This window comes from Methylobacterium longum (assembly GCF_022179385.1).
Lineage (GTDB): Bacteria > Pseudomonadota > Alphaproteobacteria > Rhizobiales > Beijerinckiaceae > Methylobacterium > Methylobacterium longum.
In genome coordinates, this window is record NZ_BPQS01000012.1 from 43,853 (window position 1) to 66,338 (window position 22,486).

The 22,486-nt window shown below is 71.8% G+C and carries 20 protein-coding genes; 11 read left to right on the forward strand and 9 right to left on the reverse strand.

The window, feature by feature from the left end:
- Positions 1–247 precede the first annotated feature (247 nt).
- Genes MFF58_RS13205 through pabB form a run of 4 tightly spaced genes read right to left on the reverse strand, consistent with a single transcriptional unit; the run spans position 248 to position 3,594 of the window.
- The gene (locus tag MFF58_RS13205; protein WP_238288153.1) at positions 248–778 is read right to left on the reverse strand and encodes a DoxX family protein; all 531 of its coding nucleotides are present in this window, start codon (positions 776–778) and stop codon (positions 248–250) included.
- On the reverse strand, positions 775–1,638 hold the full coding sequence (locus MFF58_RS13210; protein WP_238288155.1) for an aminotransferase class IV: 864 nt from the start codon (positions 1,636–1,638) through the stop codon (positions 775–777). The genes MFF58_RS13205 and MFF58_RS13210 overlap by 4 nt, the downstream gene beginning before the upstream one ends.
- The gene (locus MFF58_RS13215) at positions 1,625–2,230 is read right to left on the reverse strand and encodes an anthranilate synthase component II (protein ID WP_238288157.1); all 606 of its coding nucleotides are present in this window, start codon (positions 2,228–2,230) and stop codon (positions 1,625–1,627) included. Before MFF58_RS13215 ends, MFF58_RS13210 begins: the two co-directional genes overlap by 14 nt.
- Positions 2,227–3,594 (reverse strand): aminodeoxychorismate synthase component I, encoded by a 1,368-nt coding sequence (gene pabB / locus MFF58_RS13220; protein WP_238288158.1) that lies wholly within the window; start codon positions 3,592–3,594, stop codon positions 2,227–2,229. Before pabB ends, MFF58_RS13215 begins: the two co-directional genes overlap by 4 nt.
- Positions 3,595–3,956: 362 nt before the next feature.
- On the opposite strand from pabB, the gene rimO reads away from it, so the two are divergent.
- From rimO to MFF58_RS13235, 3 genes are all read left to right on the forward strand, one after another.
- Complete coding sequence (gene rimO, locus MFF58_RS13225; protein ID WP_238288167.1) at positions 3,957–5,291, forward strand: 30S ribosomal protein S12 methylthiotransferase RimO; 1,335 nt, start codon at positions 3,957–3,959, stop codon at positions 5,289–5,291.
- A gap of 170 nt (positions 5,292–5,461) precedes the next feature.
- Positions 5,462–6,544 carry a DNA polymerase IV gene (gene dinB, locus MFF58_RS13230; protein WP_238288169.1) on the forward strand — a complete coding sequence of 361 codons (1,083 nt, stop codon included), beginning with the start codon at positions 5,462–5,464 and terminating at the stop codon, positions 6,542–6,544.
- 277 nt (positions 6,545–6,821) lie between these two features.
- Positions 6,822–7,040: a hypothetical protein gene (locus MFF58_RS13235; RefSeq protein ID WP_238288171.1), complete on the forward strand. Its 219-nt coding sequence runs from the start codon at positions 6,822–6,824 to the stop codon at positions 7,038–7,040.
- A 34-nt stretch (positions 7,041–7,074) separates the two neighbouring features.
- Here MFF58_RS13235 and MFF58_RS13240 read toward each other — a convergent pair whose 3' ends face one another.
- From MFF58_RS13240 to MFF58_RS13250, 3 genes are all read right to left on the reverse strand, one after another.
- Complete coding sequence (locus MFF58_RS13240; protein ID WP_238288173.1) at positions 7,075–7,275, reverse strand: hypothetical protein; 201 nt, start codon at positions 7,273–7,275, stop codon at positions 7,075–7,077.
- Between the two features lie 98 nt (positions 7,276–7,373).
- A complete protein-coding gene (gene pncA / locus MFF58_RS13245; protein ID WP_238288175.1) occupies positions 7,374–8,000 on the reverse strand; it encodes a bifunctional nicotinamidase/pyrazinamidase in 627 nt (208 codons plus the stop codon).
- Positions 8,001–8,009: 9 nt separating this feature from the next.
- Entirely contained in the window at positions 8,010–8,987 is a 978-nt protein-coding gene (locus MFF58_RS13250; RefSeq protein ID WP_238288177.1) for a quinone oxidoreductase family protein, read from the reverse strand.
- Positions 8,988–9,178: 191 nt separating this feature from the next.
- Here MFF58_RS13250 and MFF58_RS13255 point away from each other — a divergent pair, with 191 nt between their 5' ends.
- The 6 genes from MFF58_RS13255 (at position 9,179) to MFF58_RS13280 (ending at position 17,905) form a co-directional block, all read left to right on the forward strand.
- Positions 9,179–9,475 (forward strand): FAD assembly factor SdhE, encoded by a 297-nt coding sequence (locus MFF58_RS13255; RefSeq protein ID WP_043351869.1) that lies wholly within the window; start codon positions 9,179–9,181, stop codon positions 9,473–9,475.
- Positions 9,476–9,486: 11 nt separating this feature from the next.
- Positions 9,487–9,717, forward strand: a complete 231-nt coding sequence (locus MFF58_RS13260; protein WP_238288179.1) for a hypothetical protein — start codon at positions 9,487–9,489, stop codon at positions 9,715–9,717.
- 352 nt (positions 9,718–10,069) lie between these two features.
- On the forward strand, positions 10,070–13,678 hold the full coding sequence (mfd, locus tag MFF58_RS13265) for a transcription-repair coupling factor (RefSeq protein ID WP_238288189.1): 3,609 nt from the start codon (positions 10,070–10,072) through the stop codon (positions 13,676–13,678).
- A 225-nt stretch (positions 13,679–13,903) separates the two neighbouring features.
- Complete coding sequence (locus tag MFF58_RS13270) at positions 13,904–15,232, forward strand: AmpG family muropeptide MFS transporter (RefSeq protein WP_238288191.1); 1,329 nt, start codon at positions 13,904–13,906, stop codon at positions 15,230–15,232.
- Between the two features lie 175 nt (positions 15,233–15,407).
- Positions 15,408–16,748: a DUF2778 domain-containing protein gene (locus MFF58_RS13275; protein WP_238288193.1), complete on the forward strand. Its 1,341-nt coding sequence runs from the start codon at positions 15,408–15,410 to the stop codon at positions 16,746–16,748.
- Between the two features lie 107 nt (positions 16,749–16,855).
- Complete coding sequence (locus MFF58_RS13280; RefSeq protein WP_238288195.1) at positions 16,856–17,905, forward strand: HpcH/HpaI aldolase/citrate lyase family protein; 1,050 nt, start codon at positions 16,856–16,858, stop codon at positions 17,903–17,905.
- Positions 17,906–18,308: 403 nt separating this feature from the next.
- Here the strand turns inward: MFF58_RS13280 and MFF58_RS13285 are convergent, their stop codons facing one another.
- The gene (locus tag MFF58_RS13285; RefSeq protein WP_238288204.1) at positions 18,309–19,292 is read right to left on the reverse strand and encodes a GlxA family transcriptional regulator; all 984 of its coding nucleotides are present in this window, start codon (positions 19,290–19,292) and stop codon (positions 18,309–18,311) included.
- Between the two features lie 54 nt (positions 19,293–19,346).
- Here MFF58_RS13285 and MFF58_RS13290 point away from each other — a divergent pair, with 54 nt between their 5' ends.
- On the forward strand, positions 19,347–20,069 hold the full coding sequence (locus MFF58_RS13290) for a DJ-1/PfpI family protein (protein ID WP_238288207.1): 723 nt from the start codon (positions 19,347–19,349) through the stop codon (positions 20,067–20,069).
- A 269-nt stretch (positions 20,070–20,338) separates the two neighbouring features.
- On the opposite strand, the gene MFF58_RS13295 is transcribed toward MFF58_RS13290, so the two are convergent.
- Positions 20,339–21,091 carry a class I SAM-dependent methyltransferase gene (locus tag MFF58_RS13295; RefSeq protein ID WP_238288214.1) on the reverse strand — a complete coding sequence of 251 codons (753 nt, stop codon included), beginning with the start codon at positions 21,089–21,091 and terminating at the stop codon, positions 20,339–20,341.
- A 512-nt stretch (positions 21,092–21,603) separates the two neighbouring features.
- On the opposite strand from MFF58_RS13295, the gene hspQ reads away from it, so the two are divergent.
- Positions 21,604–21,942 carry a heat shock protein HspQ gene (gene hspQ / locus MFF58_RS13300; protein ID WP_238288219.1) on the forward strand — a complete coding sequence of 113 codons (339 nt, stop codon included), beginning with the start codon at positions 21,604–21,606 and terminating at the stop codon, positions 21,940–21,942.
- Positions 21,943–22,486: the final 544 nt, after the last annotated feature.

Genomic DNA, 22,486 nt, shown 5'->3' on the forward strand with positions numbered 1-22,486 from the left:
GCGCCCCAGGGGGCCTGGGACGCAGACGGTCGAGAATCGTCTCGAGCGCGCGCTCGACCGCTTCGCGGTCCGGCGGCGTATCGGATGGCGGGCTCCGACCCGCGTCGCGGCGTTTCGTCATGGCGTCCGCCTGTATCGAAGCCGGGCGGCGCGGTCTTCCGGCACGCGGGGCAACTGCCGACGAGTGTATCGACCGGGATCCCGGGATCAAAGCCTGCGGTGATCCTGGGATCCCCGGATCCTGTGATCAAGGTTCCCGGTTGGTTGCTGACGGTTCCGGCCGGGCCCCCGGATCCGGGGCCCGACGACCATCGCAGGTCTTGGCCGCGGGTCCGGCAGATCTCCGCCCCCTGCCCGACGGCCAGTCGATCAGGCCGCCGGCCCAGAGCGCCGCCCACACGAAGACCGGCTGAAACGCCAGCCGCGGCCCGTGGTACCACCAGGAATCCGGAAGGCCTTCGATGTGGATGTGCTCGAAGGCGTGCTTGAGGTTCGCCGGATAGACGCAGACCGCGTAGAGGGCGAGGCCGAGTGCGGCCGCGCGGCGGAACCGCCGCGTCAGGAGTCCGACGGCGCCGGCGATCTCGCACAGGCCGGTCACCAGGATGACGAGGCGCGGCTCCGGCACCCAGGCGGGCATCAGCGGCAGCATCGCGTCGGTCGCCAGCAGATGCACGATTCCGATGCCGGCGTAGCCCGCCGCGAGCCCGTATCGGAGCCGCCGGCGCCCGGGCCCGGTCTCGCGCTCGATCTCGCGCCCCGTCTCGCGCTCGGTCATGCGACCCGGTCTTCCGCGACGCCGCAGGCTCGGGCCACGCGGGTCCGGAGGGCGGCCATGAGGCGGGCCACCGCCGGGTGGCCGGCGCTGTCGAGGGCGGTGTCGCCGATCGCCGTCACCGGCGCCAGGAGGCGCAGGGAGTTCGTGAGGAAGACAGCCTCGGCGCCGCGCAGCTCGGACAGGCCCAGCGACCGCTCCTCGGCGCGCAGCCCGCTTTCGGCGGCGACGCCCAGCACCTCCGCGCGCGTGATCCCGGCCAGCACGCCGTCGGCGGGCGGGGGGGTCACCAGGGTCCCGCCGATCAGCGCGAACAGGTTGCCGGTGCCCGCGCAGGCGACGAAACCCCGCGTGTTGCGGAACAGCGCCTCGTCGAAGCCCGCCGCGGCGGCGTCGCGGGCGGCCAGCACCGCGTCCAGATAGCCCAGCGTCTTCAGCCGGGCGGCGGGCGAGGTGTCGTTGCGGGCGATGGAGGTCGGCCACAGGCGCAGGGGCGCGAAGGCCGTCGACCGGGCGCTCGGCGCCGCAATGGCGAAGAGCGTCGGGCTCGGAGCGTCCGGCGGCTTCAGGCCGCGCGGGCCGGACCCGCGGGTGAGGGTGGTGCGGATCGCCAACCGGCCGTCTTCGCCGGTCGCCTGCCTGGCCAGCGCCCGCATGGCCTGACGGATCCGCTCCGGATCGGCGGGGATATCGAGCGTGTCCGCCGCGGCCACCAGGCGGGCGACGTGGGCGTCCTCGAAGGCGACGCGGCCACCGAGGGCGAGCGCCGTGTCGAACAGCCCGTCGCCCAGCGTCAGGCCGCGGTCGGCGAGGTCCAGCGGCGCGGTCGTCCCCGGGACGACGGCGCCGTCACGCCACAGCATCGCGTCGTCCCCCTCGCCATGCGCGGGCAAGCCCCAAGAAATTGGCGAACAGGGCGTGGCCGCCCTCGGTCAGGACCGATTCCGGGTGGAACTGGATGCCGTAGGTCGGATGGGTCCGGTGCGAGAGCGCCATCACCTCCCCCTCCTGCGAGACCGCGTCGACGGAGAGGTGCTTCTCCATGTCGGGACCGGGGGTCACCACCAGCGAGTGGTAGCGCCCCACCGGCATCGGCGCCGGCAGCCCGGAGAACAGCCGCGTGCCCGTGTGGTCAATCGGCGTCATCTGCCCGTGCAGGGGGCGCTGCGCCCGCGCGACCGTGCCGCCGAAGGCCGCGCCGATCGCCTGATGGCCGAGGCAGACGCCGAGGATCGGCATCTGCCCGGACAGGTCCCGGATCGCCGGGAGCGAGATGCCGGCCTCCGCGGGGGTGCAGGGGCCGGGCGAGACCACCAGGGCATCGGGCGCCAGCGCCCGGATGCCGGCGACGTCGAGGGCGTCGTTGCGCACGACCCGGACGTCCTCGCCCAGCTCCTCCAGGTAGCGGACGACGTTGAAGACGAACGAGTCGTAATTGTCGAGGACGAGGATCATGCGAAGGCCTCGAACACCCGGGCGGCCTTGGCCAGGGTCTCGTCGTATTCCGGACCGGGCTCGGAGAGCAGCGTCACCCCGCCGCCGGCCTGCAGCACCGCCTGGCGGTCGTCCATGAACACGGTGCGGATCGCGATCGAGGTGTCCAGCGCCCCGTCGAAGCCGATCCGGCCGATGGCGCCGCAATAGAGTTCGCGCGCGTCGCCCTCGATCTCGGTGATGATGTCCATGGCGCGGATCTTCGGGGCGCCGGTGATCGAGCCGCCCGGGAACGTCCCGGCCAGGAGGTCGAGGGCGTCGAGCCCGTCGCGGAGGTCGCCGGTGACCACCGACACCAGATGGTGGACGTTCGCGTAGGTCTCCAGCCCGCAGAGGGTGGGCACGGCGACGCTGCCCGGCGCGCAGACCCGGGACAGGTCGTTGCGCAGCAGGTCGACGATCATGACGTTCTCGGCCCGCTCCTTCACGCTGGCCTGGAGCGCCCCGGCGGCCGCCCGGTCGGCCTCCGGATCGTCGAGGCGGCGGGCGGTGCCCTTGATCGGCCGCGTCTCCACGTGCCGGCCGTCGAGGCGGATGAACCGCTCGGGCGAGGACGAGGCGACGGTCAGCCCCTCCTGCTCCAGGTAGGCCCCGAAGGTCGCCGGGTTGGTCTCGCGCAGGCGCCGGTAGAGGGCGAAGGGATCGAAGCCGGCCGGCAGATCGGCGGTGAAGCGCTGGGCGATGTTGGCTTGGTAGATGTCGCCGGCCCGGATATAATGGCGAACCTTTTCGACAGCTTCTTCATAGGTTTGACGGTCAAAGTTCGAGTTCCACACGAGCGGCTCGGCCGGCCGTGCGGGGCCCGGGGGCTCGGCGGTGGCGAGCCGGTCGGCGAAGAGGGCGAGCCGCGCCTCGGCGCGAGCCCGCCGGGCGTCCGGCGCACGCTCGGGGAAGCCGGTGGCGACCAGCCGGCAGGTGCCGGCGGCGTGATCGACCACCAGCGCCGTGTCGTAGAGGTTCAGGGCGATGTCGTCGGTGAGCCCGGCCCGCCGGGCCGGGGGCGCCACCCGTTCCAGCGCCGCGCCGAGGTCGTAGGCGAGGTAGCCGATCGCCCCGCCGGGGAACGGCTCCGGCCCGGGCTCGAGCCGGTAGGGTTCGAGGCAGGTCCGGAGCGCCGCCATCGGGCCGCCCGCCACGGGGCGTCCGTCGAGGGTCGCGCGTCCGTCGCGGTAGCGGAAGCGCCCGAACGGATCAGCGGCCACGATCGAGTGCCGCCCCAGCGGATCGTGCCGCATGGCGCTGTCCAGGAAGGCGAGCCCCGGCAGGGCGCGCAGCCGGGCCGCCGCCGCGACGGGATCGATGAAGGGGATCTCTCGGGTCCACATGACCGGGTTCGGGGCCGTTATCCTCGGGCTGTGCGTCATCCGCTGCCGTCGCACAGGCGATGCCGCGGGGGAAGCGGCAGTTGCACGCAGGCACCGCCGCCCGGCGCCGGTCCTCGGCGGCGGGTGGGTCGATGTCAGATGATGTGTGATGTCAGGATCCGTCGTTAAAGGTCTGCGTCACAGCCAAGTTCCCCACCGTGGGCAGCCTCGCGTGCTGGGCCGAGCACCCCTGCGGCAGCCGGTCTCGCGCGGGCGGGCCGGAACGGCTATAGGGACGCGATCCCGAATTCTCGTCCTCGCGCTCCGTGTGACTGTTCCACCGGCCACACGCGCGGGCGGCGTCCGATCCGTCGAATGCGCCCATGACCGCCACGACCGCCCCCAAAGCCTCGGCTCCCAAGATTTCGTTCGTCTCCCTGGGCTGCCCCAAGGCGCTGGTCGATTCCGAGCGGATCCTCACGCACCTGCGCGCGGAGGGCTACGAGCTGGCGCGCCGCCACGACGGCGCCGACGTGGTGATCGTCAACACCTGCGGCTTCCTCGATTCCGCCAAGGCGGAGTCGCTCTCGGCCATCGGCGAGGCCATGGCGGAGAACGGCCGGGTGATCGTCACCGGCTGCATGGGCGCGCAGCCGGAGGAGATCCGCGCGAAATACCCCGACCTCCTGGCGGTGACCGGGCCGCAGGCCTACGAATCGGTGGTGGCGGCCGTCCACGAGGCGGTGCCCCCGGCCCACGACCCGTTCCTCGACCTCGTGCCGCCGCAGGGGATCAAGCTCACCCCGCGCCACTACGCCTACCTGAAGATCTCGGAGGGCTGCAGCAACCGCTGCAGCTTCTGCATCATCCCGTCCCTGCGCGGGAACCTCGTCAGCCGCCCCGCCGCCGACGTGCTGCGCGAGGCCGAGAAGCTGGTGAAGGCCGGCGTGAAGGAGCTGCTGGTGGTCAGCCAGGATACCAGCGCCTACGGCAGCGACATCCGCTACGCCGAGAGCCCGTGGCGCGACCGGCAGGTCCGGGCGAAGTTCTACGACCTGACCCGGGAGCTCGGCGAGCTCGGGGCCTGGGTGCGGCTCCACTACGTCTACCCCTACCCGCACGTGGACGAGGTCATCCCGCTGATGGCCGAGGGCAAGGTGCTCCCTTACCTCGACATGCCGCTCCAGCATGCGAGCCCGTCGGTGCTCAAGCGGATGCGCAGGCCCGGCAATCAGGAGCGCCAGCTCGACCGGATCCGGAGCTGGCGGCAGACCTGCCCGGACCTCGCGATCCGCTCGACCTTCATCGTCGGCTTCCCCGGCGAGACCGAGGCCGAGTTCGCGGAGCTGCTGGCGTGGCTGCAGGAGGCCAAGCTCGATCGGGTCGGCTGCTTCGAGTACGAGCCGGTGGCGGGCGCCACCGCCAATGCGCTCGGCGACCTCGTGCCGCCCGAGGTGAAGGCCGAGCGCAAGCGCCGGTTCATGGAGACGCAGAACGCTGTGGCGCTCCGGCTGCAGAGGGCCAAGGTCGGCAGGCGGCTGCCCATGATCGTCGATGCCGTCGAGGGTGGGGTCGCGAAGGGCCGGTCCAAGGCCGACGCGCCGGAGATCGACGGCACCGTCCACGCCGCCTTCCGGCGCCCGGTGCGGGTCGGCGACATCGTCACCGTGAAGATCGATCGGGCCGAGGCCTACGACCTGTACGGCAGCGTCGCCTGACGGCGGCGCGCCGCCGTCGCGAGCGGTCGAACGAACTCCGACCCTCTACCTCAGGATGGGGGCGTGGGCGGGATATCCCTGTTGAGGTGTGATCGAGCCGCCTTGACCCCGCCCGCCGGCCGCGGTCTCTGGAACAGAGCGGGAACCTAAGCCAGATCTCCGAGGCGGCGATGGATCCGGAGGTCGCCCTCCGCAAGATCATCCACATCGACATGGACGCGTTCTACGCCTCCGTGGAGCAGCGCGACGACCCCGCCCTGCTCGGCCTGCCGCTGGCGGTGGGCGGCTCGCGGGAGCGCGGCGTCGTGGCGGCGGCGAGCTACGAGGCGCGCAGGTTCGGCGTCCGCTCGGCCATGCCGTCGGCCACCGCCCGGCGGCTCTGCCCGGACCTGCTGTTCGTGAAGCCGCGCTTCGAGGTCTACCGGGGGGTTTCGGAGGAGATCCGGGCGGTCTTCGCCCGGCACACGCCGCTCATCGAGCCGGTGGCGCTGGACGAGGCCTATCTCGACGTCACCGAGAACCTCCTGGGCCTGCCGACGGCGACCGCGGTGGCGAAGGCGATCCGCGCCGAGATCCTGGAGCGCACCGGGCTCGTGGCCTCGGCCGGGGTCTCGTACAACAAGTTCCTGGCCAAGGTGGCCTCGGATCACCGCAAGCCCGACGCCCTGTTCGTCATCACCCCCGCGATGGGGCCGGATTTCGTGGCCGCCCTGCCGATCGGCCGGTTCCACGGGGTCGGGCCGGTCACCGAGGCGAAGATGAAGCGGCTGGGGATCGAGACCGGGGCGGACCTGCGCGCCTGGACACCGGAGCGCCTGCGCGAGACCTTCGGCTCCGCGGGCGCCTACTACCACGCGGTCGCCCGCGGGATCGACGCGCGGCCGGTCCGCGCCCATCGGGTGCGCAAGTCGATCGGGGCCGAGACCACCTTCTCGGAGGACACGGCGGCCTTCGAGGTTCTGAGCGCCCGGCTGGCCCCGCTGTTCGACAAGGTCTGGGCCGGGGCGGACGCGAAGGGCATGCGCGCCCGGACCGTGACGCTGAAGCTCAAGTTCTCGGATTTCGCCCAGGTGACCCGGGCGAAGTCGCTCACCTGTCCCGTGGCCGACCGCGCCGGCCTGGAGCGGATCGGCCTCGAACTGCTCGCCGGCCTGTTCCCCTTGCGGCGCAGCGCGCGGCTGGTCGGCGTCTCCCTGTCGGGCTTCGCGCACGACGAGCCGGAAGGCCCCCGACAGCTCGGGCTGGGTCTCTGACGGGCCGGCCGCCGGGACAGCGAGGTCGGACCGTACCCGTCCCTCGCCCGTACGGTAGCGGTCCCGTCGGGCTACGACGGCCGCGCGCTCCGCGCGTCACCGCGCGACGAAGGCGGCGCCTTGAGGGGCCGGGCCGCCGATCGGAGACGCTCCGATGCTGGCGTCGAGGGCGCTCGATGCGGTCCTGTACCTCGGAAGCCGCGCACCGGGTCCCGATGCGGCCCATCCGGTCCGGCTGGGGATTGCCTTGGCGCCGCACAGGCCGAAGGATGGGCCCATGCCGAAACCTGTTCCCCTGGGCCTCGCGGCCGCGCTCCTGACCGTGCCGGCGGGCGCCCACGTCGACAGCACGACGGCACGCGGGGCCGTCAACGCAGCCCAGTTGCGGGGCTACACGGCGAGCCCGGCGCAGCTCTTTGTCCCGGCGGACAGCCCGGCACCTCCGCACGCCGCCCCTGCGCCGCGGCGGCCAAAGGCGCCGGCGCGCGGCCGCTGAGATCGGCCCGGGCCGCGCCGGCCCGGGCATTTCGTCACGCGTTCTTGCGCGGGCGGTGGTCCGGATCGATGCCGCCGTCCACCTTAGTCTCGTTGTCCACGTCGCCCTCGAAGGTCGAATCCGCCTGCAGGTCGGCGGGATCGGCGCCGCTCATGCCCTTCGAGGTGCCGATGCCGGGATTGCCCTTGAGGTCGGCGTCGGTCGGGGTGTCGGTCTTAAGATGCTTGGAGGACATGCGGGCTCCTGTCGGCTGGTGATGACAGGCCAACGCACCGGATCGGGGGCGGTCTCCCGCCTCCCGTGCGGCGGTTCGCCTCCCGGTGCCGGAAGCGGTCAGACGATCTCCGCCGATCCGATCCGGCGCACGCCGGCCGCCTCCATCCGCCCCCAGGCCCGGGCGAGCGACCCGTCCACGTCGATCCCGCGCACCGCGTCCTCCACCACCCGGACGTCGAACCCCGCGTCGCGGGCGTCCAGCGCGCTCCAGGCGACGCAGAAATCGGTGGCGAGGCCGCACAAGACGACGCGGGTGATGCCCCGCTCCCTGAGCGCCCCCGCGAGACCCGTGCGCGTGGTCCGGTCGGCCTCCAGGAAGGCCGAGTAGCTGTCGACGCGCGGATCCAGTCCCTTGCGCACCACTAGGCTCGCCCGGTCGGTGGCCAAACCCGGCGCGAAGCCCGCGCCCGGGCTGCCCTGCACGCAGTGCCGCGGCCACAGCACCTGCGGCCCGTAGGGCAGCGCCACGGTGTCGAACGGCGCCCGCCCCGGATGGGTGTCGGCGAAGGAGACGTGATCGGCCGGATGCCAATCCTGCATCAGCACCACGTGCCGGAACCGGTGCTGAAGCGCGTTGATCGGCGCCACCACCGCGTCGCCCCCCGGGACGGGGAGCGCCCCGCCCGGCAGGAAGTCGACCTGTACGTCGACGACGAGGAGCAGGTCGGTGTTGCCGGGCGTCACGGTCGGTCCTTACGGCAGCATCACGATCGAGCCCGTGGTCTCCCGGCCCGCGAGGTCGCGGTGAACCTGCTGCGCCTCGGCCAGCGGGTAGGTGCCATTGACGGCGATCTTCACCGCGCCGTCGCCGACCACCTTGAACAGGCGGGCGGCCGCCTCCTCCAGGGTGGCGCGGTTCGACGAGAAGGTCGCGAGCGTCGGACGCGTCACGTAGAGCGAGCCGCGCGGGGCCAGCAGGCCGAGGTCCAGCCCGGTGATCGCCCCCGAGGCCGAGCCGAAGCTCGCCAGCAGGCCGAGCGGCGCGAGGCTGTCCAGCGAGCCCATCAGGGTCGCCTGCCCGACGCCGTCATACACGACCGGCACGCCCTTGCCGCCGGTGATCTCGCGCACGCGCTTGGCCACGTCCTCCTCGCGGTAGAGGATGACGTGGTCGCAGCCGTTCCGCTTGGCGAGCTCCGCCTTCTCGGGGCTGCCGGCGGTGCCGATCACCGTGGCGCCGAGGTGCTTGGCCCACTGGCAGGCGATCAGGCCGACGCCGCCGGCGGCCGCCTGCCACAGGATGGTGTCGCCGGGCTTCACCGCGTAGGTCCGGTGCAGCAGGTACTCGACGGTCAGGCCCTTGAGCATCATGGCGGCGGCGGTCTTCTCGTCGACGCCGTGGGGGATCGGCACGGCCGCGGAGGCCGGGATCACCGGCTCCTCGGCGTAGCAGCCGTCCGCCACCGAGCCGTAGGCGACCCGGTCGCCCGGCTTGAACTGGCTGACGCCCTCGCCCACCGCCGTGACGGTGCCGGCCCCCTCCTTGCCGGGGGTGTAGGGCAGGTGCGGGGACTTGTAGGCGCCGGTGCGGAAGTAGATGTCGATGAAGTTGACGCCGATGGCGGCCTGCTTGACGCGGATCTGCCCGGGACCGGGCTCGGCCAGGGGCACGTCCTCGAAGCGCATCACTTCGGGGCCGCCGTACTCGTAGACCCGGATCGCCTTCGGCATCGTCCTGCTCCCGCTCGCCGCCCCGTCCGGGGCGTTGCAGCCCGAGATAACGGACCGCCCGCCGGAGGCAATTCGTTTTTGACCCCTCGCGCGCCGGTTGTAACCCGCCGACCGGCGGCACCGTTCTGGATCCGCCGGTCCCGGGCGCCTATCTAGCCTCTGCCTGTCCTCTCAACCGAGGTTCGACCGCCATGTCCGGCACCACCCGCACGAGCGCCGACCTCGATCCGCGCCGCCGCCGCCTCCTCTACCGCGCCTGGCACCGGGGCATCCGCGAGATGGACCTGATCATGGGCCGCTTCGCCGACGCCGAGATCGGCGACCTGTCCGAGGCGGAGCTCGACCAGTTCGAGGCGTTGATCGAGGTGCCGGACCGCGACCTGTTCAAGTGGCTCACCGGCGAGGTCGAGACGCCCTCGAACTACGACACGTCGGTCTGGCGGCGGGTGCGGGCGTTCCACCGGCACGACGCGCCGATCCATTCCTGAGAGGGACCGCCATGGACGAACCCAAGCCCAATTACGATCACCCGGCCCGGTCGATCGCCACCGAGCTGGTGGTGCGCATCATGCTGGAGATGATGGAGCGCTCCGATCCGGCCCTGCGCGGCGAGATCCTGCGGCAGGCGACGGGCCGGGCCGCCACGATGACCGAGCACATGCCCAACGCGGACTTCTTCCGCGGCCGGGTCGAGGCGGCGCTGGCGGAGATCGTCGGGCCGGACGCCTGAACGCCTTGCCCTCAGGGCTCGCGCAGCGCCTCAGGCGGGCCGCGTCGGTCCCCCTCCCCTGCGGGAGAGGACCGGGGTTAAGGGATCGGGTCCTCCCGGGCGGGGCAGGCAACGCGCCCGGTCCCTCGCCCGCCCCGGAGAGGGGACCGGCGCCTCGTCCTGAGCCCGGTCTGCCGACGATCGGCCGCACTTCGGCGTCGTGCCGTTCCCTGCCGCGGGAGAGCGGCCATATAGAGGCGTTCAGCCACCCCCACGCCTGCGCCGGCATGCTTTATCGCGACGGCCCGATGGGCTAACGCCACCCGACCTCCGTCTCTGACGCGCCCGGCGGGATCTCCCCGCGAAAGACCCGATGGCCAAGCCTCAGCCGAAGCCCACCGCCCCCGTCGCCAAGCCGGTTGCCAAGCCGCAGGTCGCGCGCTTCGCCCTGCCGAAATCCTCCGCGCTCGCCAAGGCGATCGACGCCCTCAAGCGCGGCGACAGCCCGGTTCTCGCGAGCGCCCCGGAAGGATTCGACGCGCTGGCGCTCGCCGACCTCGCCCGCGCCCTGGCGCCCACCGTCGACGCGCCCGCCGTGCTGGTCCACGTGGCGCGTGATTCCGGGCGCTCGGCGTCGTTCCAGGCGGCCCTGAGCTTCGTCGCGCCCGAGATGGACGTGATGAGCCTGCCGGCCTGGGACTGCCAGCCCTACGACCGGGTCTCGCCCACCACCGCGGTCGCGGCCGCCCGGATGACGGCCCTCGCCCGCCTCGCCCGGACCCGCTCGGCCGAGGACCGGCCGCGCATCCTCTGCACCACGGTCAACGCCCTGGTGCAGCGGGTCCCGCCCCGCACGCACATTGCCCGAGAGGCGTTCTCGGCGGCGATCGGCAACGTCGTGGCGATGGACGACGTGGTGGCCTGGGTGGAGGCCAACGGCTTCCTGCGCACCGGCACCGTGCGCGACACCGGCGAGTATGCGGTGCGCGGCGGCATCCTCGACCTGTCGCCGCCGGGCTTAGCCGCGCCGATCCGCCTCGACTTCTTCGGCGACACCCTCGAATCGATCCGCGCCTTCGACCCGGAGACGCAGCGCACCACCGGGCAGCTGCGCTCGCTCGACCTGATGCCGATGAGCGAGGTCCAGCTCACCACCGAGACGATCCGGCGCTTCCGCCAGGGCTACATCCAGAGCTTCGGGGCGGCCACCCGGGACGACCGGCTCTACGAGACGGTGAGCGAGGGGCGGCGCTACGCCGGCCTCGAGCACTGGATGCCGCTGTTCTACGACCACCTCGACACCCTGTTCGACTATCTCGGCGGCGTGCCGCTGGTCTTCGACCCGCAGGTCGAGGACGCCGCCGCCGAGCGGATCAGCCTCGTCCAGGACTACTACCAGGCCCGCGAGGGCGCGATGAAGACGCCGCCGGCCGGCGTCGCCCCCTACAAGCCCCTGCCCCCGCGCGCCCTCTACCTGATGCCGAACGAGCTGAAGGAGCGGATCGCCGCCGCCACGGTGGCGCGGCTGACGCCCTTCGCCCAGCCCGACTCGCCCGAGCGCGCCGTGATCGATTGCGGCGCCAAGGCCGGCCGGTCCTTCGCGCCGGAGCGGGCCGACGAGAATACCAGCGTGTTCGACGCCGCGGTGGCGCATATCCGCGACCTCCAGGGATCCGGTCATCACGTGATCCTGGGAGCCTGGTCCGACGGATCCCGGGACCGCCTCTGCGGCGTGCTCACCGACCACGGCCTGAAGAAGCCCGTGGCGATCACCCGGCTCACCGACGTCTACGCGCTCAAGCGCGGCACCGACGCGGCGGTGGCGGTCTGGGGCCTGGAGGCGGGCTTCACCGCCGGCGAGCTCGCGGTGGTGTCCGAGGGCGACATCCTGGGCGACCGGCTGGTCCGCCAGAAGCGCAAGGCCAAGCGGCCCCAGGACGTGATCCTGGAGGTGCAGGCGCTCCAGCCCGGCGACATCGTGGTCCATGCCGATCACGGCATCGGCCGCTTCGTCGGGCTCAAGACGATCCACGCCGCGGGCGCCCCGCACGATTGCCTGGAGCTGCAATATACCGGCGGCCTGCTGCTCCTGCCGGTGGAGAACATCGAGCTCCTGACCCGCTACGGCTCGGAGGATGCCGAGGTGGCCCTCGACCGCCTCGGCGGCGGCGCGTGGCAGGCCCGCAAGGCCAAGATGAAGCGCCGCATCCTCGAGATGGCGGGCGAATTGATCAAGGTCGCGGCCCAGCGCTTCGTCCGGAAGGCGCCGGCCCTCAAGGCGCCGGAGGGGCTCTACGGAGAATTCGCCGCCCGCTTCCCCTTCGAGGAGACCGAGGATCAGGCCAACGCCATCGACGCGGTGCTGGACGACCTCAATGCCGGCCGGCCGATGGACCGGCTGGTCTGCGGCGATGTCGGCTTCGGCAAGACCGAGGTGGCGCTGCGCGCGGCCTTCGCGGCCGCGATCGCCGGCAAGCAGGTGGCGGTGATCGTCCCCACGACGCTGCTGGCCCGTCAGCATTTCCGGACCTTCGCCGAGCGCTTCAAGGGGCTGCCGGTCCAGGTGGCGCAGCTCTCCCGCTTCGCCTCCGCGGCGGAGATGAAGCAGACCCGCGCCGGCCTCGCCGCCGGCACCGTCGACATCGTGGTCGGCACCCACGCGCTGCTCGCCAAGAACATCGCCTTCAAGGATCTCGGCCTGATCATCGTGGACGAGGAGCAGCATTTCGGCGTGGCCCACAAGGAGCGGCTGAAGGCGCTCCAGGCGGACGTCCACGTGCTGACCCTCTCGGCGACCCCGATCCCCCGCACGCTCCAGCTCGCCATGACGGGGGTGCGCGAGCTCTCGATCATCGCGACGCCCCCGGTGGACCGCCTCGTGGTGCGCACCTTCGTGACGCCCTTCGACCCCCTGACCATCCGGGAGGCCCTGCTGCGCGAGCGCTACCGCGGCGGCCAGGCCTTCTACGTGGTGCCGCGGATCGAGGATCTGGCGGAGGTCAAGAAGTTCCTCGATGCCGAGATGCCGGAGATCAAGGTCGCGGTCGCCCACGGCCAGATGGCGGCGGGCCAGCTCGAGGACGTGATGACGGCCTTCTACGAGGGCAAGTTCGACGTGCTGCTCTCGACCACGATCGTGGAATCGGGCCTCGACATCCCCACCGCCAACACGCTGATCGTGCACCGGGCCGACATGTTCGGGCTGGCCCAGCTCTACCAGCTGCGCGGCCGCGTCGGCCGCTCGAAGGCCCGGGCCTACGCGCTGTTCACGACGCCGGCGAACCGCCAGCTCACCGCCCAGGCCGAGCAGCGCCTCAAGGTGCTGCAGAGCCTCGACACGCTGGGCGCGGGCTTCCAGCTCGCCTCCCACGACCTCGACATCCGCGGTGCCGGTAACCTGCTGGGCGACGCCCAGTCGGGCCACATCAAGGAGGTTGGCTACGAGCTCTACCAGCAGATGCTGGAGGACGCGGTCACGGCGCTGAAGGCCGGCATCGAGGACGTGCCCGAGGAGGCGTGGTCGCCGACCATCGCGCTCGGCGCGCCCGTGACGATCCCGGAGGAGTACGTCGAGGATCTGGGCGTCCGGCTCGCCCTCTACCGGCGCCTCGCCACCCTTCAGGACGATGCCGAGATGGAGAGCTTCGGCGCCGAGATGATCGACCGGTTCGGACCGCTGCCGCCGGAGGTGGAGCAGCTCCTCAAGATCGGCACGATCAAGATCCTCTGCCTCAAGGCCAACATCGAGAAGGTCGAGGCCGGACCGAAGGGCGTGGTGGTCCACTTCCGCGACAAGTCCTACGCCAACCCGCAGGGTTTGGTGGCCTACGTGGCCGAGCAGGCGTCGTTCGCGAAGGTGCGGCCCGACATGAGCGTGGTGTTCGTGCGCGAACTGACCACGGTCCCGGCACGGCTCAAGACCGCCACCGAGGTGCTGCGGAGCCTCGTGAAGATCGCCGAGCGGGGCAAGAAGGCGGCGTGACGGGCGGCGCGCGCGACGCCCCTCCCAACCCCCCCCTTCAGCCTGAGGTGCGGCGAAGCCGCCTCGCAGGAGCCCTCCAGGGACCGCGGCGGCTTCTGGAAGCCTCCGTTGGGGCCCGCTTCGCGGTCACCTCAGGATGAAGGGGGAGGTTGCGACGGTCGCGCGATCGTTGCGCCGGCAGCGCATCTCTGCTCTCTCCTGCCCCGCGACTCAGGAGACGCGTGGATGGCAAACCCGGCGCAGGTCACCGGCGCGCCCGAGCCGGTGAGGGCCGCGCCGGGCGCTTTCCTCACCCCCCTGTTCACCGACCGGCGCGTGGCCGCGGTGCTGGGCCTCGGCTTCGCGCAGGGGATCCCGTTCCTGCTGGTCTACGCGACCCAATCGGCGTGGCTCGTCCAGGCGAAGGTGCCGCTCGCCACGATCGGGCTGATGAGCGAACTGACCATCGCGTACAAGCTCAAGTTCCTCTGGGCGCCGTTCCTCGACCGGCACGACGCGCCGCTGCTGGGCCGCTGGCTGGGGCGGCGCCGGGGCTGGATCGTCGCCACGCAGATTCTGGTGGCCCTGGCGCTGGCCGGCATCGCCTTCGGCGACCCGGCGCACTGGCTCGCCTGGACGGTGGCCTTCTCCCTGGCGCTCGGCGTCGCGGGCGCCACCCAGGATGTGGTGATCGACGGCTGGCGCATCACCGCCGCGCCCCCCGAGCAGCAGGCGCTGATGTCGTCCTGGTCGGAGATCGGCTACCGGATCGGCAACCTCGCGGCGGGCGCCGGCGCCCTCTACCTCTCCGACGCCTATGGCTGGCGCGCCGCCTACCTGTGCATGGCCGCGCTGATGGCCCCCGGGACGATCGCGGCGCTGCTCGCCCCCGAGCCCCCCGCCCCCGAGACGCCGGCGACCGGCGGTTTCGTCGAGACCGTCTGGGCGCCGATCCGCGACCTCCTCGCCCGGCTCGGACCCCTCGCCGTGCCGGTCCTGGCCCTCGTCGCCGGCTTCCGGATGCCCGGCTACGTCTCGAGCGCCATGGCGATCCCGCTGTTCAAGACGCTCGGCTATTCCAATACCGACATCGCCACGGTGACCAAGCTGTTCGGCTTCTGGATCGCGCTCGGCGGCACCTTCCTGGCCAGCGCCATCATCCCCCGGATCGGCATGATGGCGAGCCTGCTCATCGGCACCGTGACGGCCTCCGCCTCGCACCTCGCGCTGGCCTACCTCGCCTGGCACGGGGGCCATGGCGGGGCAGCGTTCTGGACCTTCGCGCTGACGGTGGGGATCGACGGCTTCGCCTACGCCTTCGCGTCGATCGTGCTGATCACCTACATGTCGCGGCTCTCGGCGACCGCCCACGCGGCGAGTCAGTACGCCCTGCTCACGTCCCTCTGCGCCCTGCCGGGCAGCCTGCTCGCCGGGTTCTCGGGCTTCGTGATCGAGTGGACCGGGTTCACGTGGTTCTTCGTCGGCACGTCGCTGATCGGCGTGCCGGTGGCCGTGCTCTGTGTCCTGGTGGCGCGGTGGCACGGGCCCATGGAGGCGCCCGGGACGGCGACCTGATCGCGTCTTCGCGGACGACAGGGCGTCTTCAGCAAGACTTAACCATAGGGACGCTTAATGGGACGGACGGTTGATGTCCTTCCCATTTGGGCAACCCAGGCCACGCGCGCGGAAACGGCTTCCGCGGGTGAACGGCGGCGGCTGCCCGCGGGGAGGCGCGTGCGCGAGTTCCCGAATGGCCCAGGCTGCGATGTCCCCACCCGCGTACCGCGCCGCGGAGCCCGTTCGCACGGCGCCCTCGCGCATCACCTACGTGGAGACCGTCTACGATCCGGTCGTCCGGACACGGGCCCCCTACCCGAGCGCCATGCGGCGTGCCCGCCGCCGGGCCCGGCTGACGGGGCTGATCACCCTGACGGCCGTGACCCTCGCCGGCTGGGCCATGCTCACCCCGCCGCACGATCCGCTTCCCGCCGGTGAGCGGCCGACTCTTGCCGCCGCGGAGCCCGCGCCCGCGCTCCGGCTCACCCCGGCGACGGCCCAGAGCCCGGCGCCGCGCCTGAGCGTCGCCTGGATGCTCGATCCGAGCCCCACCCTGGGCCCTGCCGCCGCTCAGACCTTCGGGGACGAGGCCCCCCCCGCCCCCGCCTTCCTGGTCGCCGCCGCCGAACCGCCGCCCGCGATCCGCGCGATCGCCCGGCAAGTCGCCAGGGCGGAGCAGGCCCGAGCCGCGCAGGCCCGGGATGTTCAGCCGAGCGATGTCCAGCCGAGGGTCGCCCAGGCCGCGAAGGCGCCGGAGCCGCAGGTGCGGATCGCCGAGGCCGCGCCGACGCCCGCGGCCCTCGTGCCCCTGCCGGTGGCGCGGCCCCCCGAGCTGCGTCGTCCGCCCGCCGTCCCGGCTGCCCGGCTGGCCGCCCGCACCCTGCCCCGCACCCGCGACGTGTTCCGCGCCGCGATGGCCGAGGAGCCCTCCTTCTTCGAGAAGCTCTTCGGCGTCGACGCCGCATCCCGGCCGGACGCTCGTCAAGACGCCCGGCAGGACGCCCGGCAGGATGCCCGGCAAGTCCTGGCCTATGCCAGCCCCGACGCCCTGCCCCAGGAGGCCCCGCGCACCCGGATCAGCCCGGCGCCCGAATCCGTGGGCGGCACCGCGGTCTACGACATCACCGCCCGCACGGTGACGCTGCCCTCGGGCGAGGTGCTGGAGGCCCATTCCGGTCTCGGGCCCGCGATGGACAACCCGCGCTACGTCCACCTGCGCATGCGCGGCTCGACGCCGCCCGGAACCTACACGCTGACCGAGCGCGAGCGCCTGTTCCACGGCGTCCGGGCGATCCGCCTCACCCCGGTCGGCGGCAGCGGTGCGATCCACGGACGCGACGGTCTGTTGGCTCACACCTACATGTTGCGTCAGCCGGGCGCATCGAACGGCTGCGTCTCGTTCCGCGACTATAACCGCTTCCTGCAGGCCTTCCTGCGGGGCGAGGTCCGGCGCCTCGTGGTGGTGGCCGGCAGCAGCGGCGATTTCTTCGGCAGTCGGGTCGGCATGGTCGATCGTCCCGGCCGGCGCGGGTGAGCGGCTGCGTCGGAAGTCCAAGGGCACTTCCGCACGGCGCGGCTTTACGCGCACGCCCAAGCCTGCCTTAACGGGGCCGAACGCCAGCCCCGTACAAGAGGCCCCCGATGAAACTGCCCCGCCGCTTCTTCCAGCCCCTCGCCACCGGCGCGCCGGCCCCGTTCCGCGAGCTGCCGGTGCGGCTGGAGCGGATGATCCACTTCGTGCCGCCGCACAACGACAAGGTCCGCGCCCGGGTGCCGGAGCTCGCCGGCACGGTCGACGTGGTGCTGGGCAACCTGGAGGACGCGGTTCCCGCCGACCAGAAGGAGGCGGCCCGCAAGGGCTTCGTGGCCATGGCGCAGGCCACCGACTTCGCCGCCACCGGCACCGGCCTCTGGACCCGGATCAACGCCCTCAACTCGCCCTGGATTCTCGACGACCTGTTCACGATCGTGGCCGAGGTCGGGGACAAGCTCGACGTCGTCATGGTGCCCAAGGTCGAGGGACCGTGGGACATCCACTACATCGACCAGCTGCTCGCCCAGCTCGAGGCGCGCCACGGCGTGACGAAGCCGATCCTGGTCCACGCGATCCTGGAGACCGCCGAGGGCGTGGCCAATGTCGACGCCATCGCGTCGGCTTCGCCGCGGATGCACGGCATGAGCCTCGGACCGGCGGATCTCGCTGCGTCGCGCGGCATGAAGACCACCCGGGTCGGCGGTGGCCACCCGGATTACCGGGTGCTGAGCGATCCCTCCGGCGACGCGCCGCGGGCCACGGCCCAGCAGGATCTCTGGCACTACACCATCGCTCGGATGGTCGATGCCTGCATGGCCAACGGCATCAAGGCCTTCTACGGCCCGTTCGGCGACTTCTCCGACGGCGATGCCTGCGAGGCGCAGTTCCGCAACGCCTTCCTGATGGGCTGCGCCGGCGCCTGGACGCTGCACCCGAGCCAGGTGGCGATCGCCAAGCGGGTCTTCGCCCCCGACCCGGCCGAGGTCGCCTTCGCGGCCCGGATCGTGGAGGCCATGCCGGACGGCACGGGCGCGGTGATGCTCGACGGCAAGATGCAGGATGACGCCACGTGGAAGCAGGCCAAGGTCATCGTCGACCTCGCCAAGCTGGTGGCCGCGAAGGATCCGGAGCTGGCGGCGGTCTACAATCTGGGCTGAGCGGCTGCCACGACCCGTCCCCTCTCCCACGCGGGAACGGGGCGGGTTGCGCTGGCCTGGGCGTGTCATCGCTGACCCGAGCGGTTCGTCGGATCAGGCCCGCACCAGCGACGCATCCGTATCGTCGGCAGGATCCGCGATCGGACTGTCGGAGCCGGGCGGCGAGCAGATCGATCCCGCACTCTGCGCCGCACCCGGATGTCGGCCGAGGCCAAGCTCCGGCGCGTTCTCCGGAACCGGGCCCTGGACGGCGGAAGTACCGGCACCCGGTCGACCGGTTCGTCGTCGACCGTGCCTGCTTCGCCCTGCTCCGCATCCCGAATGCGGACCTCCCCGACCATCGCGAGGGCCTGCGCCGGACGATCCCGGCGGCCCTCGAACGCCGCGAGACCGCCCGAGCCCCTCACCCGCCGAACCGTGCCCGGTACTCCTGCGGCGTCGCCGCGACGTGCCGCAGGAAGCTGCGCCGCAGAGTCTCCTCGGAGCCGAAGCCGCAGGTGCGGGCGATGCGCTTCACGGGCTGCGCCGTCTCGGCGAGCGCGCGCCGGGCGGCCTCCACCCGCAGGCGCTCCACGGCCCTGGCCGGGGTGAGGCCGGTCGCCTCCCGGTAGTGCCGGCTGAGGCTGCGTTCGCTCATCCCGGCCGCCGCGGCGAGCGCCGGCAGCGACAGGTCGCCCGCGAGGTTCCCGGCGATGAAGGCGTGCAGCGTCCCGAACCGCGCCTCCCCCGCCTGCAGGGCGAGCGCCGCGCTGAACTGCGCCTGTCCGCCCGGGCGCTTGAGGAACATCACGAGGTGCCGCGCCACCGCCAGGGCGGTCGCGCGGCCGAGATCCTCCTCCACCAGCGCCAGCGTCAGGTCGATGCCCGCCGTGATCCCCGCCGAGGACCAGACCGGGCCGTCCCGCACGAAGATCGGATCCGGCTCGACCCGGGCACGCGGATAGCGCGCGGCGAGCGCCCCGCAATGCTTCCAGTGGGTGACGGCCCGCCGCCCGTCGAGGAGGCCCGCTGCACCGAGCAGGAACGCGCCGGTGCAGACCGAGGCCACCCGGCGCGCCCGCCCGGCGCGGATCCGGACCCAGTCCACCAGGGCGGGATCGGCGCAGGCGGCCGTGACGCCGGGACCGCCGGCGATCACCAGCGTGTCCACCGGCGCGTCGGAGGCCGGCAGCGGGTCGGCAATCAACCGCAGGCCCGCCGACGCGGTGAGCGTCAGGTCTCCGGCCGAGACCACGAGCGGCGCGTAGGGGGTGCCGACGCCGGCGTGCTCGTTGGCGGTGGCGAAAACCTGGAGGGGCCCGGCCACGTCGAGGAGCTGCACCGCCGGGAAGGCCAGCACCTCCACGGGTCGCGGAAGATTTGGCGGAAAACGAGGGGTCTTTGGCATCTCGGCCAAACTGTGACGCGCTAGAAGCCGCCTGTCCACCACGGAGATTTCGGCATGATCCCGCCCGACACCCATCTTCAGATCGGCTCGCTCCTGTTCGAGGGGCTGGACCAGATCGACCTCACCGGCCCGTTCGAGGTCCTGTCGCGGGTGCCCAACAGCACCTATCGGGTCTACGGGCCGAGTCTTGAGCCCGTCCGCGACGTCCGCGGCCTCCGGATCCTGCCGGACGCCGTCCTCGCCGACGCCCCGCGCCTCGACGTACTCCACGTGCCGGGCGGCCAGGGCCAGGAGGCGCTGATGCGCGACGCCGACCTCCTCGGCTGGATCCGCGATCAGGCGGCGGGGGCCGGCCACGTCCTGTCGGTCTGCACAGGCGCCCTGCTCCTCGGCGCCGCCGGCCTCCTCGTGGGGCGACGGGCGACCACCTACTGGAACGCGGCCCATCTGCTGCCCTGGTTCGGAGCCGAGCCGGTGGATGAGCGCGTCGTGATCGACTGCGACGCCGACGGCCGCACCTGGGTCTTCGCGGCCGGCGTCACCGCGGGAATCGACGGGGCGCTGCGGCTCGCCGCCGCGTTGCGCGGGGACGAGGCCGCCCAGGCGATCCAGCTCGGCATGCAGTACGCCCCCGAGCCGCCCTTCGACAGCGGGACCCCGCGGACCGCGCCGCCCGCCATCGTGGAGCGGGCGCGGACCGCGGCTGCCGACATCACCGCCCGGCGCGAGGCCACGGCCCGGTCCATCGCCGCGGACCTCGGGATCCGGATTCCCTAGGAGAGATCCGCGACGCACCTCCGTCACGGGCGCGTCGTCCGCACCGCGCCGCTGGCCGCATCCGGACCGGGGAGGCCGGGCGTGCCGGCCTGCGCTGTGCGATCGCCGCGGCCGGATCCGCTCTACCCGGGTGCGGAACGGCGGATGGCGCCCCGTCGCGGTCGTGCGTCACCCGCGGAACCGGATCCGCGAACCCGACGTCACGCGGGCAATCCGGCGGGCGACCGCGGCCTCAGCGGGGGGCACCCGTACGGTCGTGAGCGGACACATCACTGGGAATTCTGAACGAGGAAACTTCTGATCAAACCTCTATCGTACATGTTGTGCGATGTCAGGTCCCCGGCATGCTCGAATAGAAGATCGGTTTTCAAGTTGAAGGGAGGCTTGTCAAAATACAAACCCGACCCGTAAGCCAGACGCGTGTTGCTTCCATGCACGATATCCCTGTTATGAGACCTGAAATCGCACGCTGCCGGCTGGTGCTCCGTCAAGATAACGAACTCGAATGGCGAGAATTTTCGAAGAATGGCCGTGACCTGCTGATTTGACAGGTGCTGAAGTACTTGCCGAATGAGGCACAGCTGGGCCCTGGGAAGATCGGCCGGTCCCGCGGCGTCCAGGCATGCGAAGCGGCGCCCGTCCGAGGAATATTCGGCATTGTTCCTGTCGACGACCGATTGCGCAACGTCAATGCCCGTATAATCGTCACATATCAGGCGGCTTCCAATGGAGAAGTCACCGCAGCCGATATCCAGGACGCTCTTGACAGCGTGCGACTGTATAAATCGATTTATGTTGTGAATGTACAGTTCCGCCGCGGGGCCGTAGGAGCCTGAACCCGAGTTGATGCCTCCGACGGCCCCGCCCCATTTTGCCTTCGCGTAAATCTCCGAGAACACCTCGCGCGCAGACTTGTCGCGGTTTCGGCTCGCCTCCCGCGATTGCGCGATCTTCGCTGACAGCTTATGAATATTGTGCTTCATGCCATTCGGTAAAACCTTCTTGACGGCTTCCTTTATCATAGATGTTCCCCGTGTCGTGGCCAGGACAGTGAGATAATGCTGCGCATTGTGTTTTTGAAGAGCTCGTGAAATTGCTTGTTCTGCACGGCATCGTGACTGGTAATTCTGCCGCTTTTCTCTCAAGACGTTTCAGCGCGCGCGTTAGTCCTCTCGTTCGGTCACGCATGGCGCGGCGGCCAGGGAGGCTGATCCGCCCGGCACGGGGCTTCGAGTCGAGGGTCCGGGAGGGGCCGGGATGGCCTGCGAGGGTCTGCCTTCCCTCCCGCTCGGACATCGCCGGGGCCGGAGGGAGCCGCGTTCAGGCCCCGAGGGTCCCGTGCGGTCCGGGCCGACTCAGGCGCATCGAGGGCCGGGGCCTCGATGCGGTCAGGTCGTCTTCGGGTCGGCGGGTAGCCCCGAGGCGATCGTCCCCGGGACTTGCCGCTCCGCGCCGCCGATGCCGAAGGATCAGTCCACGCCCGGTGACAGGCTCGATCATCGCACCTATCTGTCCAGTCTGGACGGACTGAACCATGATGGACGTAACACTGAGAACCGCGAAGTTTGCGATCGGCGCCGTGGTGCGCCACCGGATCTACCCGTTCCGGGGTGTCGTCTTCGACGTTGATCCGGTCTTCGACAACACCGAGGAATGGTGGCTGTCGATCCCCGAGGAGGTGCGGCCGCGCAAGGATCAGCCCTTCTACCACCTGCTGGCCGAGAACGCCGAGACCGAGTACGTCGCCTACGTGTCGGAGCAGAACCTGTTGCCCGATACGTCGGGGGAGGCCCTGCGACACGCCGCCATCGCCGAGATGTTCGTGCGCGACGATGCCGGCGCCTACCACATGCGCGATCGCGCCACGAACTGAGCGGACGTGGTCCCGCGAGGGGCTGCAGACGGGCCCGGCAGGCCCACCGTGGTGGGCTCCTGCCACGGCGGACGCCGTCGGGCGGCCCCGTCGCCATGTCCTCCGAGCCCGCCTCGCCACCGCGGCTCTCCGGGCGCCGCGGCGCAACTGGTCGCCGGATTCCTCTGTCTCCCGGCCCGCGCCAGGGGCTGCGCCGCGTCGCGCGGGCCCGGGATTGCGCTGGCGCGAGGAGTTGTCGATCGCCCGCGGCCGGATCACCGTATCTCACCAGGTCCGCAACGCGGCGGGGGATCCGCGTCCGGTGCGGATCGCCTTCCCGCTGCCGCCGGTCGACGGACGCGGGCTCCGCGTCTCGACCCTCGCGCGGCCCGATCCCGCGGACGGCGAACTACGTCGGCGTCACCGCCACGGTCGATGGCCGGCCGATAGCGCCGGAATGGGAGGCGCGCGCCGTAGTGGGTGCGCGCGAGGCCACGGGCCTGCCGTCCCGCGCGGCCCGCCCCCGAACCCCCTTGCCCGTCGACACGATCGACGCGGCCACGAA

Coding starts and splice junctions, on each gene's coding strand:
- MFF58_RS13205 (WP_238288153.1), bottom strand. CDS start 778: ATGACCGAGCGCGAGACGGGGCGCGAGATCGAGCGCGAGACCGGGCCC.
- MFF58_RS13210 (WP_238288155.1), bottom strand. CDS start 1,638: ATGCTGTGGCGTGACGGCGCCGTCGTCCCGGGGACGACCGCGCCGCTG.
- MFF58_RS13215 (WP_238288157.1), bottom strand. CDS start 2,230: ATGATCCTCGTCCTCGACAATTACGACTCGTTCGTCTTCAACGTCGTC.
- pabB (WP_238288158.1), bottom strand. CDS start 3,594: ATGTGGACCCGAGAGATCCCCTTCATCGATCCCGTCGCGGCGGCGGCC.
- rimO (WP_238288167.1), top strand. CDS start 3,957: ATGACCGCCACGACCGCCCCCAAAGCCTCGGCTCCCAAGATTTCGTTC.
- dinB (WP_238288169.1), top strand. CDS start 5,462: ATGGATCCGGAGGTCGCCCTCCGCAAGATCATCCACATCGACATGGAC.
- MFF58_RS13235 (WP_238288171.1), top strand. CDS start 6,822: ATGCCGAAACCTGTTCCCCTGGGCCTCGCGGCCGCGCTCCTGACCGTG.
- MFF58_RS13240 (WP_238288173.1), bottom strand. CDS start 7,275: ATGTCCTCCAAGCATCTTAAGACCGACACCCCGACCGACGCCGACCTC.
- MFF58_RS13250 (WP_238288177.1), bottom strand. CDS start 8,987: ATGCCGAAGGCGATCCGGGTCTACGAGTACGGCGGCCCCGAAGTGATG.
- MFF58_RS13255 (WP_043351869.1), top strand. CDS start 9,179: ATGTCCGGCACCACCCGCACGAGCGCCGACCTCGATCCGCGCCGCCGC.
- MFF58_RS13260 (WP_238288179.1), top strand. CDS start 9,487: ATGGACGAACCCAAGCCCAATTACGATCACCCGGCCCGGTCGATCGCC.
- mfd (WP_238288189.1), top strand. CDS start 10,070: ATGGCCAAGCCTCAGCCGAAGCCCACCGCCCCCGTCGCCAAGCCGGTT.
- MFF58_RS13270 (WP_238288191.1), top strand. CDS start 13,904: ATGGCAAACCCGGCGCAGGTCACCGGCGCGCCCGAGCCGGTGAGGGCC.
- MFF58_RS13275 (WP_238288193.1), top strand. CDS start 15,408: ATGGCCCAGGCTGCGATGTCCCCACCCGCGTACCGCGCCGCGGAGCCC.
- MFF58_RS13280 (WP_238288195.1), top strand. CDS start 16,856: ATGAAACTGCCCCGCCGCTTCTTCCAGCCCCTCGCCACCGGCGCGCCG.
- MFF58_RS13285 (WP_238288204.1), bottom strand. CDS start 19,292: ATGCCAAAGACCCCTCGTTTTCCGCCAAATCTTCCGCGACCCGTGGAG.
- MFF58_RS13290 (WP_238288207.1), top strand. CDS start 19,347: ATGATCCCGCCCGACACCCATCTTCAGATCGGCTCGCTCCTGTTCGAG.
- MFF58_RS13295 (WP_238288214.1), bottom strand. CDS start 21,091: ATGATAAAGGAAGCCGTCAAGAAGGTTTTACCGAATGGCATGAAGCAC.
- hspQ (WP_238288219.1), top strand. CDS start 21,604: ATGATGGACGTAACACTGAGAACCGCGAAGTTTGCGATCGGCGCCGTG.